This window comes from Flavobacterium lacustre, from assembly GCF_027474525.2.
Classification (GTDB): Bacteria; Bacteroidota; Bacteroidia; order Flavobacteriales; family Flavobacteriaceae; genus Flavobacterium; species Flavobacterium lacustre.
In genome coordinates, this window is the sequence record NZ_CP114882.2 from 3,140,115 (window position 1) to 3,155,681 (window position 15,567).

15 protein-coding genes and 1 pseudogene are annotated in these 15,567 nt (G+C 34.0%); 11 read left to right on the forward strand and 5 right to left on the reverse strand.

Annotation, left to right across the window (positions count from 1 at the left end):
- The first annotated feature begins 34 nt into the window (after positions 1 to 34).
- From gldF to dnaN, 3 genes are all read left to right on the forward strand, one after another.
- Positions 35 to 760: a gliding motility-associated ABC transporter permease subunit GldF gene (gene gldF / locus O6P34_RS13550; RefSeq protein ID WP_269685047.1), complete on the forward strand. Its 726-nt coding sequence runs from the start codon at positions 35 to 37 to the stop codon at positions 758 to 760.
- Complete coding sequence (gene gldG / locus O6P34_RS13555; protein WP_269685048.1) at positions 760 to 2,445, forward strand: gliding motility-associated ABC transporter substrate-binding protein GldG; 1,686 nt, start codon at positions 760 to 762, stop codon at positions 2,443 to 2,445. The genes gldF and gldG overlap by 1 nt, the downstream gene beginning before the upstream one ends.
- A gap of 106 nt (positions 2,446 to 2,551) precedes the next feature.
- Positions 2,552 to 3,670: a DNA polymerase III subunit beta gene (gene dnaN, locus O6P34_RS13560; protein ID WP_269685049.1), complete on the forward strand. Its 1,119-nt coding sequence runs from the start codon at positions 2,552 to 2,554 to the stop codon at positions 3,668 to 3,670.
- A 162-nt stretch (positions 3,671 to 3,832) separates the two neighbouring features.
- Here dnaN and O6P34_RS13565 read toward each other — a convergent pair whose 3' ends face one another.
- The 3 genes from O6P34_RS13565 to O6P34_RS13575 form a co-directional block, all read right to left on the reverse strand.
- The gene (locus tag O6P34_RS13565) at positions 3,833 to 5,605 is read right to left on the reverse strand and encodes a MutS-related protein (protein ID WP_269685050.1); all 1,773 of its coding nucleotides are present in this window, start codon (positions 5,603 to 5,605) and stop codon (positions 3,833 to 3,835) included.
- Positions 5,606 to 5,725: 120 nt separating this feature from the next.
- Positions 5,726 to 6,559: a universal stress protein gene (locus tag O6P34_RS13570; protein ID WP_269685051.1), complete on the reverse strand. Its 834-nt coding sequence runs from the start codon at positions 6,557 to 6,559 to the stop codon at positions 5,726 to 5,728.
- Between the two features lie 152 nt (positions 6,560 to 6,711).
- A complete protein-coding gene (locus tag O6P34_RS13575) occupies positions 6,712 to 7,542 on the reverse strand; it encodes a universal stress protein (protein ID WP_269685052.1) in 831 nt (276 codons plus the stop codon).
- 173 nt (positions 7,543 to 7,715) lie between these two features.
- Between O6P34_RS13575 and mnmE the strand changes: the two genes are divergently transcribed.
- Positions 7,716 to 9,110 (forward strand): tRNA uridine-5-carboxymethylaminomethyl(34) synthesis GTPase MnmE, encoded by a 1,395-nt coding sequence (gene mnmE, locus O6P34_RS13580; protein WP_269685053.1) that lies wholly within the window; start codon positions 7,716 to 7,718, stop codon positions 9,108 to 9,110.
- Between the two features lie 59 nt (positions 9,111 to 9,169).
- Here mnmE and O6P34_RS13585 read toward each other — a convergent pair whose 3' ends face one another.
- A complete protein-coding gene (locus O6P34_RS13585; RefSeq protein ID WP_269685054.1) occupies positions 9,170 to 9,493 on the reverse strand; it encodes a hypothetical protein in 324 nt (107 codons plus the stop codon).
- Between the two features lie 196 nt (positions 9,494 to 9,689).
- Between O6P34_RS13585 and O6P34_RS13590 the strand changes: the two genes are divergently transcribed.
- From O6P34_RS13590 to O6P34_RS13605, 4 genes are all read left to right on the forward strand, one after another.
- Positions 9,690 to 10,445 carry a hypothetical protein gene (locus O6P34_RS13590; RefSeq protein WP_269685055.1) on the forward strand — a complete coding sequence of 252 codons (756 nt, stop codon included), beginning with the start codon at positions 9,690 to 9,692 and terminating at the stop codon, positions 10,443 to 10,445.
- A gap of 153 nt (positions 10,446 to 10,598) precedes the next feature.
- Complete coding sequence (locus O6P34_RS13595; RefSeq protein WP_269685056.1) at positions 10,599 to 11,666, forward strand: hypothetical protein; 1,068 nt, start codon at positions 10,599 to 10,601, stop codon at positions 11,664 to 11,666.
- 225 nt (positions 11,667 to 11,891) lie between these two features.
- Entirely contained in the window at positions 11,892 to 12,659 is a 768-nt protein-coding gene (locus O6P34_RS13600) for a DpnI domain-containing protein (RefSeq protein ID WP_269685057.1), read from the forward strand.
- Positions 12,656 to 12,859 carry a hypothetical protein gene (locus O6P34_RS13605; RefSeq protein ID WP_269685058.1) on the forward strand — a complete coding sequence of 68 codons (204 nt, stop codon included), beginning with the start codon at positions 12,656 to 12,658 and terminating at the stop codon, positions 12,857 to 12,859. The genes O6P34_RS13600 and O6P34_RS13605 overlap by 4 nt, the downstream gene beginning before the upstream one ends.
- On the opposite strand, the gene O6P34_RS13610 is transcribed toward O6P34_RS13605, so the two are convergent.
- Complete coding sequence (locus O6P34_RS13610; RefSeq protein WP_269685059.1) at positions 12,854 to 13,336, reverse strand: DNA N-6-adenine-methyltransferase; 483 nt, start codon at positions 13,334 to 13,336, stop codon at positions 12,854 to 12,856. The two genes, O6P34_RS13605 and O6P34_RS13610, sit on opposite strands and share 6 nt — an antisense overlap.
- An 85-nt stretch (positions 13,337 to 13,421) precedes the next feature.
- On the opposite strand from O6P34_RS13610, the pseudogene O6P34_RS13615 reads away from it, so the two are divergent.
- The 3 genes and pseudogenes from O6P34_RS13615 to O6P34_RS13625 all read left to right on the forward strand — a co-directional run.
- Positions 13,422 to 14,051 (forward strand): annotated as a pseudogene (locus O6P34_RS13615) (DNA-methyltransferase); the annotation flags it as partial.
- Positions 14,052 to 14,823: 772 nt separating this feature from the next.
- Positions 14,824 to 15,141: a hypothetical protein gene (locus O6P34_RS13620; RefSeq protein ID WP_269685060.1), complete on the forward strand. Its 318-nt coding sequence runs from the start codon at positions 14,824 to 14,826 to the stop codon at positions 15,139 to 15,141.
- An 18-nt stretch (positions 15,142 to 15,159) separates the two neighbouring features.
- Entirely contained in the window at positions 15,160 to 15,552 is a 393-nt protein-coding gene (locus tag O6P34_RS13625; protein ID WP_269685061.1) for a hypothetical protein, read from the forward strand.
- Positions 15,553 to 15,567 lie beyond the last annotated feature (15 nt).

A 15,567-nucleotide genomic window follows, 5' to 3' on the forward strand; every position in this document is an offset into this window, starting at 1 on the left:
TCAAAATAAACAAATCAACGAATAAACATATAGAATGAAATCAATAGTATTACGGGAAATAAAATCCTTTTTCGGTTCCCCTGTCGGTTATTTGGTCATCGCCATTTTCCTGATTTTGAATGGCCTTTTTCTTTGGGTTTTCGAAGGAGAATACAATATTTTGAACACTGGTTTTGCAGATTTGACTCCTTTTTTCACCTTATCTCCATGGATTTTAATCTTTTTGATTCCTGCTGTAACCATGCGCAGTTTTTCGGATGAAAAAAAACAAGGTACTTTAGAATTATTACTGACCAAGCCCTTGTCGATTTGGCAAATCGTAAACGGAAAATTCCTTGGCGCAGTATTATTAATTACAATGGCAATTATTCCAACATTTATTTATGTAGCGGTAATTTCGGGTTTGGGAATGCCGGAAGGCAATATCGATATGGGAAGCACAATGGGTTCTTATTTTGGATTATTATTCCTGATTGCTGCTTATTCCGCCATCGGGATTTTTACTTCTACCCTGTCTGAAAACCAAATTGTGGCATTTATAGTTGCCGTTTTTGTCTGTTTCTTCTTTTATTTTGGGTTCGAAGGTTTGTCTGCCATTGTTCCGAATTTCTCTTCGAAAATAGCAGCTTTAGGAATGCAAGACCATTTCAAAAGCATGAGCCGAGGCGTATTAGACACTCGAGATATCATTTATTTTAGCAGTATAACGATTGTCTTTCTTTCGTTTACTGTTTATAATCTAAAATCGTTTAAATCGTAATGACAACTTCTAAGAAAAACAACCTGAAATCGGTACTCGGCATTCTTTCCTTTGTATTGTTTTTGAATGTGTTAAGCAATGGATTTTTTCATCGTTTTGACCTTACCAAAGACAAAAGATATACGCTTTCGAATACTTCGTTGAGTATCATCAAACAAGTCAAAAATCCGCTGTCTGTAAAAGTCTATATGCAAGGTGATTTGCCTGCAGAATTCAAGCGATTACAACAAGAAACACGTCAATTATTAGAAGAATTTCAAGGCTATAATTCTAATATTGTTTTTGAATTTGTAGATCCATTGGAAAACGAAGACGAAAGCATGGACAACATCAAAGAGTTGTACCGAAAAGGACTTACACCAATAAACATAACCGTTGACGACAAAGGAAAACAATCTCAAGCTATGGTTTTTCCTTGGGCAATTGCGGTGTATAACAATAAAGAAGTTAATATTCCTTTGTTGAAAAACAGAATGGGCGCTTCGACTACTCAAAAAGTGATTGGTTCCGTGCAACATCTGGAATATTCGATTGCGGATGCTTTGAATAAAATCACCAAAGAAAAACAGAAAAAAGTAGCCGTAATCAAAGGAAACGGTGAACCTCATGAAGCTTATATTGCTAAATTTCTGTTGCAGGTTCGAGAAAGTTACCACATTGGTCCGTTCACATTAGATTCTGTTGCAAAAAATCCTATCGGAAGTTTAGAAGCTTTAGAAAAATATGATTTGGCTATCATCGCCAAACCTACGAAAACTTTTACTGACGGCGAGAAACAGGTTTTAGACCAATACATCATCAATGGCGGTAAAACCTTGTGGCTTGTAGATCAGGTTGCGGTTGAAATGGACAGTTTGTACAACAGTTCCGGAGCCACTTTGGCCTATCCTAGAAATTTGAATTTAAATGATATGTTCTTTAAATATGGCTTCCGAATCAATCCGGATTTAGTCAAAGATGAGCAAGGAAGTCCAATCAAGTTAGCTTCCGGAGAACAAGGAAGTGCGACTCAATTTCAGGAATTTAACTGGAAATTTGCGCCACAGGTGTATCCAACGAGCTTGCATCCGATTGTGAAAAATTTGGGAGGTATCAAGTTTGATTTTGCCAATGGCATCGACACTTTAAAAAACGGAATCAAGAAAACCATTTTGTTGCAATCTTCCCAATATTCAAAGAAAATAGGAACTCCGGTTGAAATTAATTTGAATAGCGTGACAGAGGAAACGACTCCTGCCGATTATGTGAACAAAGGCAATATTCCGCTTTCGGTTTTGCTTGAAGGTTCTTTTCATTCGATGTTTGAAAACAGAGTGCTTCCTTTTGACCAAAAGACTTTTGAAGCCAAAGGAAAAGAAAATAAGATGATTGTCATTTCGGATGGGGATTTAATCCGAAACCAATTGGATAAAAACTTTCAGCCTGTAGAATTGGGTTACGACCAACGCTCAGGTAATTTGTATGATAATAAAGATTTTTTGATAAACTGTGTCAATTATCTGTTGGATGACAACGGACTTATTAACATTCGAAGTAAAGATCTTGATTTGCCTTTATTGGATAAAGAAAAAGTGTATGAAAACTACACCCGAACCCAATTCCTAACTATCGGGCTACCAATTCTTATTTTAGTGCTTTTTGGACTTGTGTTTACTTTCCTCCGCAAAAGAAAATACAGCCGGTAGATGTTAATAAAAAAATTTAAAAACTAGAATAGTTTACGATATATTTGTAAAGTGTATGGTTTTTAAAGAAATCAAAAAAGATACCCAAAATAATAAAACATAACAGATGAAATTTATAGTATCGAGTTCGTACTTATTGAAACAATTACAAGTTTTAGGTAGCGTTATCAACAGTAGCAATACTTTACCCATTTTAGATAACTTTTTATTTGATTTAGATCATAACGTACTAACCGTTTCTGCTTCTGATCTTGAAACTACCATGTCTGCGACTTTAGATATTGATTCTACCAGCAAAGGTAGCGTTGCGGTTCCTGCAAAATTACTTTTAGAAATCCTTAAAACGTTTCCAGAACAACCGTTGACTTTTACTGTTGAAGAAAACAGCACGATAGAAATCAGTTCAAATTCAGGAAAATATGCGTTGGCTTATGCTCCTGGAGAAGAATTTCCTAAAGCAGTAAACTTAGACGAACCATCGGTAACACTTGTTCCTGCTGATGTTTTGGCAACAGCCATCAGTAAAACGATTTTTGCTGCTGGAAATGATGATTTACGTCCGGTGATGTCTGGTGTATTCTTTCAGTTTTCACCACAAGGATTGACTTTTGTTGCTACTGATGCTCACAAACTAGTAAAATATGCGCGTACTGATGTAACGGCTTCTCAAGTAGCTGATTTCATTATGCCTAAAAAACCGTTGACTATTCTAAAAAATATTCTTACAACTTCGGACGCAGAAGTGAAGATCGAATATAACGATTCGAATGCTACTTTTTCTTTTGACAATTACATTTTAATGTGTCGTTTGATTGATGGAAAATATCCTAATTATGAAGCGGTAATTCCAAAAGAAAATCCAAATAAGTTAATGATTGAACGTTCTCAGTTTTTGAGTTCTGTACGTCGTGTTGCGATATTTTCGAATAAAACAACACACCAAATTCGTTTGAAAATCGCTGGAGCTGAATTGAATGTTTCTGCCGAAGATATCGATTACTCCAACAAAGCCGAAGAAAGACTGACTTGTGATTATCAAGGTGATGATATGCAAATTGGGTACAATTCCCGTTTCTTAACCGAAATGTTGACCAACTTACAATCGGATATGATTATGCTTGAAATGTCATTGCCAAACAGAGCCGGAATTCTAACTCCAGTAGACGGATTAGAAGACGGAGAAACAGTGACCATGCTTGTAATGCCAGTAATGTTGAACAGCTAATTTTCAGCATTCAAAATATAGAATTCGCTAACTAACCAAAACCATTTATATTCAAAAAAACCGCAATTTCTAACCAGAATTGCGGTTTTTTTTATGCTACAAAGTTGAAATTAATTATGGTAAGATTTTTATATCCTACAATAGTTCAAGCTGCTACCTAAATTAAATTACGCCCATTTTTTTCATTAAGAATGTAGCACTTCTGTTTTGGCAAATGCCGTCCCGAAGTTTATAATCAAAATGCAATTCGTCATTGTGTATTTCTACTTCAAAGCATTTATTGGTCAGCACATTTGGGTAATCATTTGTTGTCAAACACACTTCAATATCATGCGTGGCAATAGCACCAATGGCTTTCTTTGCAATTACTTTTTTCACAACCTCAATAGTTCCGTTGCGCTTATCATCAGAATTCGTACCGCGCAGAATTTCGTCTAATAATACAAAAGCAGGATTTCCTTCTAAAGCTTCCATGATTTGTTTTAAACGTTTGATTTCGGCAAAGAAATACGATTCACTATCCGATAAGGAATCTGATAATCGCATGGAAACTAAAACAGGTAAAGGATGTACATTCGCTTTATCAGCAGAAACAGACGAACCCATTCCAGCCAAAACCATATTGATTCCCAAACTTCTCAAAAAAGTACTTTTACCGGACATATTAGAACCGGTTAAAATCATGAACGACTGCGGATGAAATTGTACTTCATTCCCAATTCTGGTTGCAGGATTTAGCAAAGGATGACTCAGATTAGAAAAATCTATTTGAAAATCAGTGTTTAATGTCGGATACGTAAACGACGGATTATTATGGGAGAAATTCGCTAAACTATTGAGCATTTCGAATTCGCCAATAATTTCCAGCCAATTTTCTAATGCTTCGGTATGTTCTTTTTTCCATTGCAATAACGCTTTTAAAACATGAACATTAAAAAGAAATGTTGCGTTGAACAGAATGGCAGTGACAAAATTCCCAATGCTGTCCATGTTCCCAAACAAAGAAGCTAATTGCTTTAAATGCACACTGGCATTTTCTTTTTTGAAGGTGAGTTTTTGCTGCAGGTCTTTTAATTTTTGAGATTGAAAAGATTCCTCTTCAATTTTCTGCATCAATAAACCGTACTGTTTGATGGTTTTATCTATGTTGGATGCATTGGCAATTTCGATTTGAATGCGTTTCAAAAACAGTCCTAAAAACCCTAAATTAATAACTACCAATAAGGAAATGACCGATAAAAAGGCGGGATTTGAGGTCACTACATACGCTATAAAAGTGACCAAAAACAGTATAGGCAATACAAAAGAAAAGACAACACTGACTCTTGACAAAGGGCTGCCGGTAAATGAATTCCATTGCAAAAGCGTTTCATAACCGGATTTAGTGTCATCACTGACTTTGGCTAAAGCCAAAAACTCCTGACGCCAATCTAATTTCTCGTCTAATTCAAGAATCGCTTGTTGGTTTCTAACAATTTCTTCGTTTGCCAAAAGGGTTAAAAGTTGTTTTGCCAACGTTTTTTTTCCTATAAATGTAGCCGTCCTGTTCAGATTTTGGAATAATGAATGGTCCCCAAAAATATCCAAATCATAGGCATACGGATGATGGAAATCATTGAATTCTACTCCGTTTTCGAAAGGTATTTTTTCCCGGTTTAAATACGCGATTTCATTTTCATTAATAGCCAATAGTGCTTGTTTGATTTTCTTTTGAAAAAGCAGTCGGGAATGAAAGCGCATTAAAACAATAAAAAGCACAAAGAGCAAAACGGCCAAAACCATGAAGAAAACCGTACTCGTTTTGATGTAATAATAAAGGGACACCAAAAAAAATACAATAGTTAAAAGCCTTAAAATGCTGATACTATTGTATTTTTTGTTGATTTTATGTAACGCTTCCGAATATGCTTCTTTTTTTACTTTGTACACTTCCATAATTCAATTGATGAATTGCAAATATAGCAGGGTTATTTAGAAATGCGCCTATGTATTTCGTTTTAGCTTGCGCTAGTTATCGAATTATTTTCAGAACGAAAGATTCAGTCGTGTCGTCAATTAATCTATGGGTATGGCCAGAATTGGAATTTCAAAATTAGCTGCCATTTTTTTGGTTAAACTCGGTTTGAATATCCCTTCAAAAAAGCCTCTTTTGTAGGTCAACATTGTTAAAACATCAATTTCTTTATAAAGGATAAAGTCTAAAATGGTTTCTTTTACCGCATCGCTGGTAATGACAAAAAACTCAATTGGTTCCTGCATAAACTCGGCTTCCCATTTTTCTATTGTCTCTTTTGAAACATCGGAGCTGCTGGTTTTTACATACAGGCATTTTACTTTGGCATTTGTTTTTTTGGCAATATCCAAAACGGTTTTCAGTGCTTTTTTATCTTTCGTTCTAAAACGGGTGGTAAAGCCTATTGTTTTGATTTTTTTGAATTTAGCTTCTAATGGAACGCAAAGCATCGGAATATCAATTTCGGTGATTACGGAGCCGGTATTAGTCCCTACAAAGAAGGCTTCCCATCCTGTAGCACCAGAAGTTCCCATGATAACAAAATCGATTTTGTCCTCCTTGATGGACTTTCTGATATTAGACAATAAATCCCCATCCATCAACCGATGGGTCATTTTTATTTTATCTAAATGGTGTTCTTCGGCTATGGCACGGAGTTTTGGAATTTCATCCTTAAAAGCATCAAATTGAGACAACTCTAAGGAATCATAAATGACAGCATAGTTCTCCGGAAAAAACTGATTGTCATAGACCGGCAATTCAAATGTGTGCAATAAAACCAGTTCAGCATGAACTACTTTTGCAAATTCTAAAGCATGGACAAAGGCGTTATTGGCCACTTCAGAAAAATCTGTTGGGAATAGAATCTTTTTCATTTTTATACGAATTAATAGGGTTCATTTATCAAAGTAATCACAACAATTGAATTATAAATATATAATTATCATCTGTTTACAACAACCGTTTAAGTAGGATAAAATTCTCATTCAAACCGCTAAAACTATAACCAATAGCTATTTAAATCCTGCTATTCATGAATGGCCAGAATAGGCACATTTACATGATAGGATAATTTTTTTGAAAGACTGATTTGGAATAGTTTTTCAAAGAAATTTTTATGATAGACATGCATTGTAATCATATTGATTTTATGCAATTCGATAAAATCGAGTATGATTCCTTCCACATCATTTCCGGTGATGGAATGCAAGGTAATGTCTTGATTTTCTACAAGGGATTTCCAATCCTCCATGCTGTCTTTTTTGTTCGATATGTGGAGTGCTTCTACGCGTAAACAATCGATATGAGCCTGAAATACTTTGGCCAAAGCCATCACTTTTTCTAAAACTTTACGATCAGCGGGAACGTATTGGGTAATAAAAAGTATTTTTTTGATGGGTTGGTATTTACAGTTTTCGGGAATAGCCAGCACTACTGCTTTGGTATCATTCATCACTTTGGTCGTGATTGTTCCCAAAAAGGTTTCTTTTAATCCCGTGGCACCTTTGGTCCCCATAACAATATAATCAATGTTTTCGGCATTAGAAATTTCGATAATTTTACTGATTAGATTCCCATTTTCCAAAACATTACTGATTTTGATGTGTCCTAAATCATTGGCTTCAGCAATATTTCTCAACGCAGGAACCTCATCACGGTAGTTTTCAAAATTGCTTAATTCCGTCACTTCGTAGATTTCATATAAATAAGCTGAAACATCTATATAATCCGCCTGTGGTAATTCATAAACATGCAATGTAATAATCTCAGCACCGATACTATCCGCCAGTTTTAAAGCATACAGAAACGCATTTTTTGATGTATCCGAAAAGTCCGTAGGAAATAGAATTTTTTTCATGATATTTGTTAATTAATTGCCAATCAATTATTTACATAAAATTACAAAACTAATGCTGAAATACTATGATAATTGTCAGTTTGGCATTTTTTTAACTAAAAATAAAGTGAATGGTTTTGTAAGCAGGCTTGTTGCATTCCCAATTTTAGTTACTTTTGCATAAAATTTCAGATATGATTTCACAAGATTCCATTGTAGCATTAGCGACGCCTTCGGGAGCCGGAGCGATAGCCGTAATCCGTATTTCGGGCGATGATGCCATTGCTATTGGTCATTCTGTTTTTAAGTCTGTAAAAAACAAAGATTTAAGGATTCAAAAAACACATACGCTGCATTTGGGTCATATTGTGGATGACAGTAAGACTTTGGATGAAGTTTTGGTCTCTATTTTTAAAGGTCCAAATTCCTATACCGGCGAAAACACCATTGAAATTTCCTGTCACGGTTCTACTTATATCCAGCAACAAATCATTCAGTTATTGCTTCGAAAAGGCTGCCGTATGGCCAATGCCGGTGAATTTACTTTACGCGCTTTCTTGAATGGTAAACTCGATTTGTCGCAAGCCGAAGCCGTTGCCGATTTGATTTCATCGGATAATGAAGCTTCCCATCAAATTGCTATGCAGCAAATGCGTGGTGGCTTTTCGAATGAAATTGCCAAATTGCGGGAAGAACTATTGAATTTTGCTTCACTGATTGAACTCGAATTGGACTTTGCCGAAGAAGATGTAGAATTTGCCGACAGAACCCAATTTCATGACTTGCTGAACCGAATTGAGTTTGTACTGAAACGATTGATTGATTCATTTGCCGTGGGGAACGTCATCAAAAACGGAATTCCTGTGGCTATTGTTGGAGAACCCAATGTAGGGAAATCAACGCTTTTGAATGCTTTATTGAATGAAGAACGCGCCATTGTTTCTGAAATTGCGGGAACTACGCGTGATACTATCGAAGACGAATTGGTCATTGGCGGAATTGGTTTTAGATTTATAGACACCGCCGGAATCAGAGAAACCGAAGATGTGGTGGAAAGCATCGGAATCCGTAAAACGTTTGAAAAAATTGAGCAAGCTCAGGTCGTGATTTATTTATTAGACAGTAGTTTACAGTTTGCAGATGGCAGTTTGCAGATGAACCAAATAGAAATTGAAAAAATCAAGAATCAGTTTCCTTTAAAACCTTTAATTATTGTTGGTAACAAATCGGATTTGCTTTCTGAAAATGAAGCTGATACTCTTAAATCTGAAATCCACAATTTGAACTTAATCTCTGCCAAAGAAAATATTAGCGTAGACGAACTTAAAAATCAGCTCCTTTCGTTTGTCAATACCGGTGCTTTGCGCAATAATGAAACGATTGTTACTAATACCAGACATTACGATTCGCTACTGAAAGCATTAGACGAAATCCAGAAAGTAAAATACGGACTGGAAACTAATTTGTCCAGCGACTTAATGGCTCTGGATATTAAAGAAGCCTTGTATCAGTTTGGAATGATTACCGGACAGGTTACTAATGATGAGTTGTTGGGGAATATTTTTGCTAATTTCTGTATCGGGAAGTAAATCACCCCAATTGAATAACTGTATTCATTAAAGGTGGTGCTCCTGCCTTATGGTTTCCCTTATAGCAGTTTAGAGCAGATATCGTCGTATTTGACACCATAGTACTCACAAAACTCTTGTACTGTAATGAGTTGGTGTTTTTCTTTTTTATAATACTCCCGTATTTTACCAATGATGTTTCGGGCTTGCCTGTCGCCTATCCCTATTACATTTTGTACGTCACCCGTGGTGATAATTACTTTCTTCATTGGTTTTATTTTTATTGAATTACTCTGCATCTCACTTTTGAATCTGTTCCCTTTATCTACGGAGTATCCTCCCTTTATCCTCCCATCATCTTGCCCGTTGTAGCAGGAGACTTCTTTTTTAATTGGCTTTAGCATAAAAAAAGACTCTTTTTAGAGTCAAAAAGCAGTGTCTTTTTTCGGTTTCTCATTACCTCAAATATACGAAAAATAATACGGAAATGAGCCACTTTTTTTAGAAACTTTGGCACTAAACGGAAAGAAGCGGAAATGCGTATTTGCCTCACTGTCATTGGTTTTATATCTTTGAATATCAATTAAAAATCGAGCAGTTATGGCTAAATTAAATGGGATCTTAAAGATCGAGGGTACGTTAGATAATCTAACGTTTTACAAAAGTGGTGACGGACATATGGTTCGTACCAAAGGGGGTGTTTCTAAGAAACGAATTCTGAATGATCCTGCGTTTATTCGAACACGTGAAAACGGAGCAGAATTTGGAAAAAGTGCCAATGCCGGCAAAATGTTGCGTATGGCTGTGGGTCCATTAGTCTTTAAGGCGAAAGATGCAAAGTTATCGAGCAGGCTGTTGCAGCTTATGTCTAAGATTAAGAATCTGGACACTATTTCCTTACGTGGAGAGCGTAATGTAGCCGAAGGCATCCTGACTGCCGAAGGTCAAATGGCGTTACGCGGTTTTGATTTCAACATTCAAGCGCCGTTGCAAGGGGTTTTATTTTCCCCTTACACACTAGACACTGTAACTGGAGCCGTTACTATTCCGGATTTGAACCCATCAGAACAGGTTCGCTTTCCTGGCGGTGCAACCCATTTCAGTTTGCGCAGTGCATTTGTCAATCTGGATTTTAGCAGCGGGGTGTCAAGTGTAACCTACAGTGATGTAGCTGTTTTAGCGATTGACACCACTATTGCTACACAAACTATTACTCCTAATGGTGCTCCCGATGGTTCTGCGACGCAGCTTTACCTCTTGTTGATTGAGTTTTATCAAGAAATGAATGGTATTCAGTATCCGTTGAAAAATGGCGCTTTCAATGTTTTAAATATACTGGAAGTCGTGAAAAATTAGATTCTCTTGTTTGCCTTTTGAAATTTACTCCCCGTAGTTGTGTACTGCGGGGAGTATTTTTTTTTGTTGAAAAGTCGTACAAAATGTGAATAAATATCTCTTCTAACCAACAACAAAAACACATATCTTGTAGTCTAAAATTTGTTAAAATATATGATGACAAAAGCTAAAAAAGACACCCACCCATTAGCTATCAATATTAGAAAATTTCAACGCTATAACTATAACTATTTTAGTTGCGAAGAAGTTGTTTTTTTTGAATATCTAGTAGTAAAAGCAAATGCCTTTAAACAAGTTCCTTTTTTTCACAGTAGTGAAACTATTTTTAAAGAAACGGGGATCAGAAAACATGCTCTGAAAACCATTATTAAACGTTTTGAGAATTTGAATTATATTTCTATTGAAGTAAAAGGAATGCCAAGAGTAAAGTATTTCACTGTTCATTATCCCAAAATACAAGCCGATTTGGAGCACATTTATCTATTGGAGGATAACGGTAAACCTTTGTATGAATTCAGACAACTATTAGCTGAATTCTTTCTTCCTTTGGTTGATACCTATCAAGAAAAGAATATTATAAAGAATATTAATAAAGAAAATAAAAAAGAAAATGATGACGGATTATCAGATATGGATACGCAAAAATTAAAAAATTTTAATTCTACCCTCTCTTCTTTAAAATTAAAACTAGAATTAACTCCTTCGCAATATAGCTATAATGATATGGATGTCTTAAGGGCATTAAGGGAATACACCGCCGACGAAGTAGTTTACTATTTAGAAAAATATTATAAAAAGGGGGCTCAAAAAAAATTAAACGGCTTTTTAAAATTTGATGATTTGGCCCCTGAAAAATTAGTATTTATAGAAGAAGAAAAAATGGAAGAGGAAAAGTTTATCGATTCTTTTATTGCAAAACTTCAAAGCAATTATGATAATCGTATTAAGTTGCATAATGATGATAAAAAAAATAAACGTGGCAAATCATACACTGCTTTAGTTGTTAATAGAAACATAAGAAAAAAAATAAAAGATGCCTTAGATAACAAAGGAGAAATAAGCATAACAAATGCTTTTACGGCTTATACCGATGCCGTTTTGAAAGAAATCATCAACCCTGATAAATTTTTACCTTACTTCTTTTCAACACAATTTGGCGAATATGGTGTTATTGAAACGTATCTTGATTATTTTAATATTCAATATGGTTATGAAAAATAAAAAATAAAAAAAATTAACTCTCTATATTTTATTTAAGAACTCACTTACAAATACCTAATACTTTTTTAAATAAAAATAGGGCAACTATAGTATTAAAATAGTATTTTTGAGGACTAACATAAAGAAATGAAAGCAAAACCTTTTTTAAAATGAATCAGAGTAAAATCTAATTTATTGCTTAAAAGATATTTATAAATCTTTATTTGAAAATAAATTCCACTGTTAATGAACTTAAATTTCAATATAGACCTTGCAGAAGGATATAAGAGTAATTCACAAATTGCAAGAGTTTTAACTGAAAATTGGGTTAAAGAAAATTCATATTGTCCAAACTGTGGTCAATTACCCTTGAATGATTTTGTTAATAATATGCCTGTTGCAGATTTCTATTGCTTAGGTTGCAAAGAAGAATTTGAATTAAAAAGTAAAAACGGAAAATTAAGTACTATAATTAATGATGGTGCTTATGAAAGTATGATAAAAAGGATTACTTCGGATACAAATCCCAATTTCTTCTTTTTGACATATGACAAAAATACGGTTAATAATTTTTTAGTAATTCCAAAACAATTCTTCACTCCAGAAATTATTATCAAACGAAAACCTTTATCTATTACTGCTAAACGAGCAGGTTGGGTTGGTTGTAATATTGACATATCAAAAGTTCCTGAAAGTGGAAGAATTTTTATTGTTGAAAATTCAAAAATAATTGAACAAGAAAAAGTACATTTAAAATTAAAAAGCACTGATTTTTTGAAATCTAAAAGTTTAGATGCGAGGGGTTGGATATTGGATATTTTAAATTGTGTTGAAGAAATTAAAAAGCAAACATTTACATTAGATGAATTGTATGCATTTGAAAATAAATTAAAAATTAAATATCCAAACAATAATCATATCAAAGATAAAATCCGGCAACAATTACAATTTTTAAGAGATAAAGGATTAATAGAGTTTAACGGAAGAGGAAATTATAAAAAAATTGAACTATGAAAAAATTTATATTTATATCACCTGAAGGCTCAACAGAAGCCCCAAACAGTTCATACGAAGTAAACAATATGCAAGTTATAGGAATTGTTGAAGACGTTAACAATGAGGACGAAGCATTAAAAAAACTTTTGATAGAAAATGAATGGATAATTGACGCCGAATTCAATATTGCCGAATTCATAGTTTATGAAATCTTATAATTTTAAAACCAAAAATCTACCTTCAATACCAGAATTTTTTAAAGCTAAAGCATTCTCTTTTCCATATGCAATTAAAACACTTGGAGCAACCGGCCTTCCGCTTTGTATTCCAAATACGTCATAGAATCTAATTCTTCCCTTAACAAATAAAATAGCATTCGCATCATTCCAAATATGTTCAAAAAAATATTTAGTTTCAGTTCTTGCATAAATTAATGCTATTCCATTTCCGTGATTTTTTAATTTTTCCATCCATAATTCCATTCCTTTACCATAAGGAGGATTTAGATAAACTCTACCAAACCAATCTTTTGATAAACCATCATCAGAAATTGTAAAATTATTTTTTGCGTGTAAAAATGGAGCGTTGATAGGACTACACGGGTCTAAATCAAATTTTCCTAATTGAATCACCAATTCAGGTGGTGTTAACCATTCAACCGTAGTATTTTCAGAGCGTTCAAAAGAAGTATCCATAACAATGATTTTAATTGTTCAAAGAAATAGATAAAAAAAATACTGGACAACCCACAATAAGTGTGATTCTGTTAATTTTTTATAATCTGTAAACAAAGGTAATTGGGACAAATCAGAAGGGTTTGATTTTATCAATACTTTCAATAGAAATTGGTTGAAATTGGTGCGTGATAAAATGAAAGACGATGGAACCATTTGGATAAGTGGCACCTACCATAACATTTTTTCCATTGGGCAAATCTTGCAAGAATTGGATTTTAAAATCTTAAATGTTATCACTTGGGAAAAGAATAATCCACCGCCTAATTTTTCGTGTCGGTTTTTTACCCATTCTACAGAGTTGATTATTTGGGCAAGGAAGAAAGAAAAAGTGCCGCATTATTATAACTATGAGTTAATGAAAAAACTCAACGGCGACAAGCAAATGAAAGATGTTTGGAAATTGCCTGCTATTGCTCGTTGGGAAAAGTCGTGTGGCAAACATCCGACACAAAAACCTTTATCGGTATTAACTCGAATCATTTTAGCTTCAACAAAACCTGGCGCTTGGATATTAGACCCTTTTGCAGGAAGTTCTACTACAGGAATAGCCGCTAATTTATCCAACAGGCGGTATTTAGGAATTGATATGGAAACTGAATTTCTTGAAATAAGTAAAAACAGAAAACTTGAAATTGAAGACGAAAACATAGCAACCACTTATCGACAAAAAATAAATGGTTTTGAGGATAAGAAACAATTGCAATTCTATTTAGCTGAAGAAGCTAAACCAAAAGAAAAAGTTGCACTAGGATATATAAGAAGTAAAGATTTAACTAAATTAAAAACGCTAAACACCTTTTATTTTCATTCCACCGACAAACAAAATAATTTTCTGAATTTTCCTTATGATTTATACAATGCCGGTAAACTAGTTATTTATTCTGGTGGTCGTTCTAAACCTTTTCATTTAACTTCCTATTTTGGCGAAATTGAATCCATACAACACAAGCATAAATCAAAGATAAAAGGCAAAGAAAAATCTGAAACAGCATACTATTTTGAAGTCAAACTGAAAGCCAATTTTTCTGAAAATATTTCAATAGAAAATAATCCCAACATCAAAAAATGGATAAAGGACTATAGGGATGAATATGAATTAAAATCGGTAAACTATTTACCCGTATTGACTTTTACCGAGAATGTTTTTTGAAAAAACGGGGTAAAAATGAATCTTTTATCCTTAACTATATCGTCCTATTAGCAGAAAAGCGTTTTAAAATGGAGCGTTAAATTCAAACCTTATTTGGAAAAACCTTTCTAAATCAAGGCATCTACATTTGCTGTAATCGCAAATTAAGTTTGGGCTAAAGCGCGTTTAAGTTCACCTCCTTCAACTACAATACATCAGTAGTCCCAAAATAAATAAAGCCTTTTACGGAAAACCGTAAAGTGGCTCTTTTATTTTAGGTTAAGTTTGAATACTATTAATTTAAAACTTACAAAAAATGAAAAAATGGACTATTGTATTACTTATTATTATTTTATTAGTTCCCAAACAATCTAAAGCTCAAAATAATGGTGCAGCTGCGGCAGTAGCTGTTGGTGCAGGTCTTCTGGCTATTGGTGCAGGAATTGCTGCGGTTGAAGATATGAAAGAAAGAGCCGAATTGACCGCTACCCAATGGGTTTTAGCCAATAATCCTGAACTAAATAGTTTTTCATTGAAAACACTTGATTTCAATGGCAAAAAAACAAAAGATATGTCGGCAACGTCGGTTATTTCTTTTAAAATACAAGAATTTAATCCAACAGATAATCCATAGCTTGATGGCAAAAAACAGGTGTTACTCGCTTTTACCAGCTATGGTTGGATTAGTGACCAAGGCATTGACTTTAACAAAGTAAGTTGGTATTTGATAGATAGTACCGAATGGCTGAATATGATGGTAGCCTACGCAAAAGTATCTTCTAAAGAAAAAAACGAGACCATTCTCAAAGAGGCATTAAGTAATGGTGTTGTTGTGAATAAAGGAATAAAAGCAAAAGGCAAATCTGAAATTCCATTTTTTAAATTAGAAGGCGATATGTATTTAGTAACCGATTATTCTTCGGAAATGAAATTAATTTATAATGAAAAAACACTAGGTATATTTTTAAAAAATACAGGGAATTTAGTTCAAATGGGAAGAACTGCCGTTATTGATACTCATGAGTTCTTATTTCAAAAAAACTAGTATCTACAAAATGTG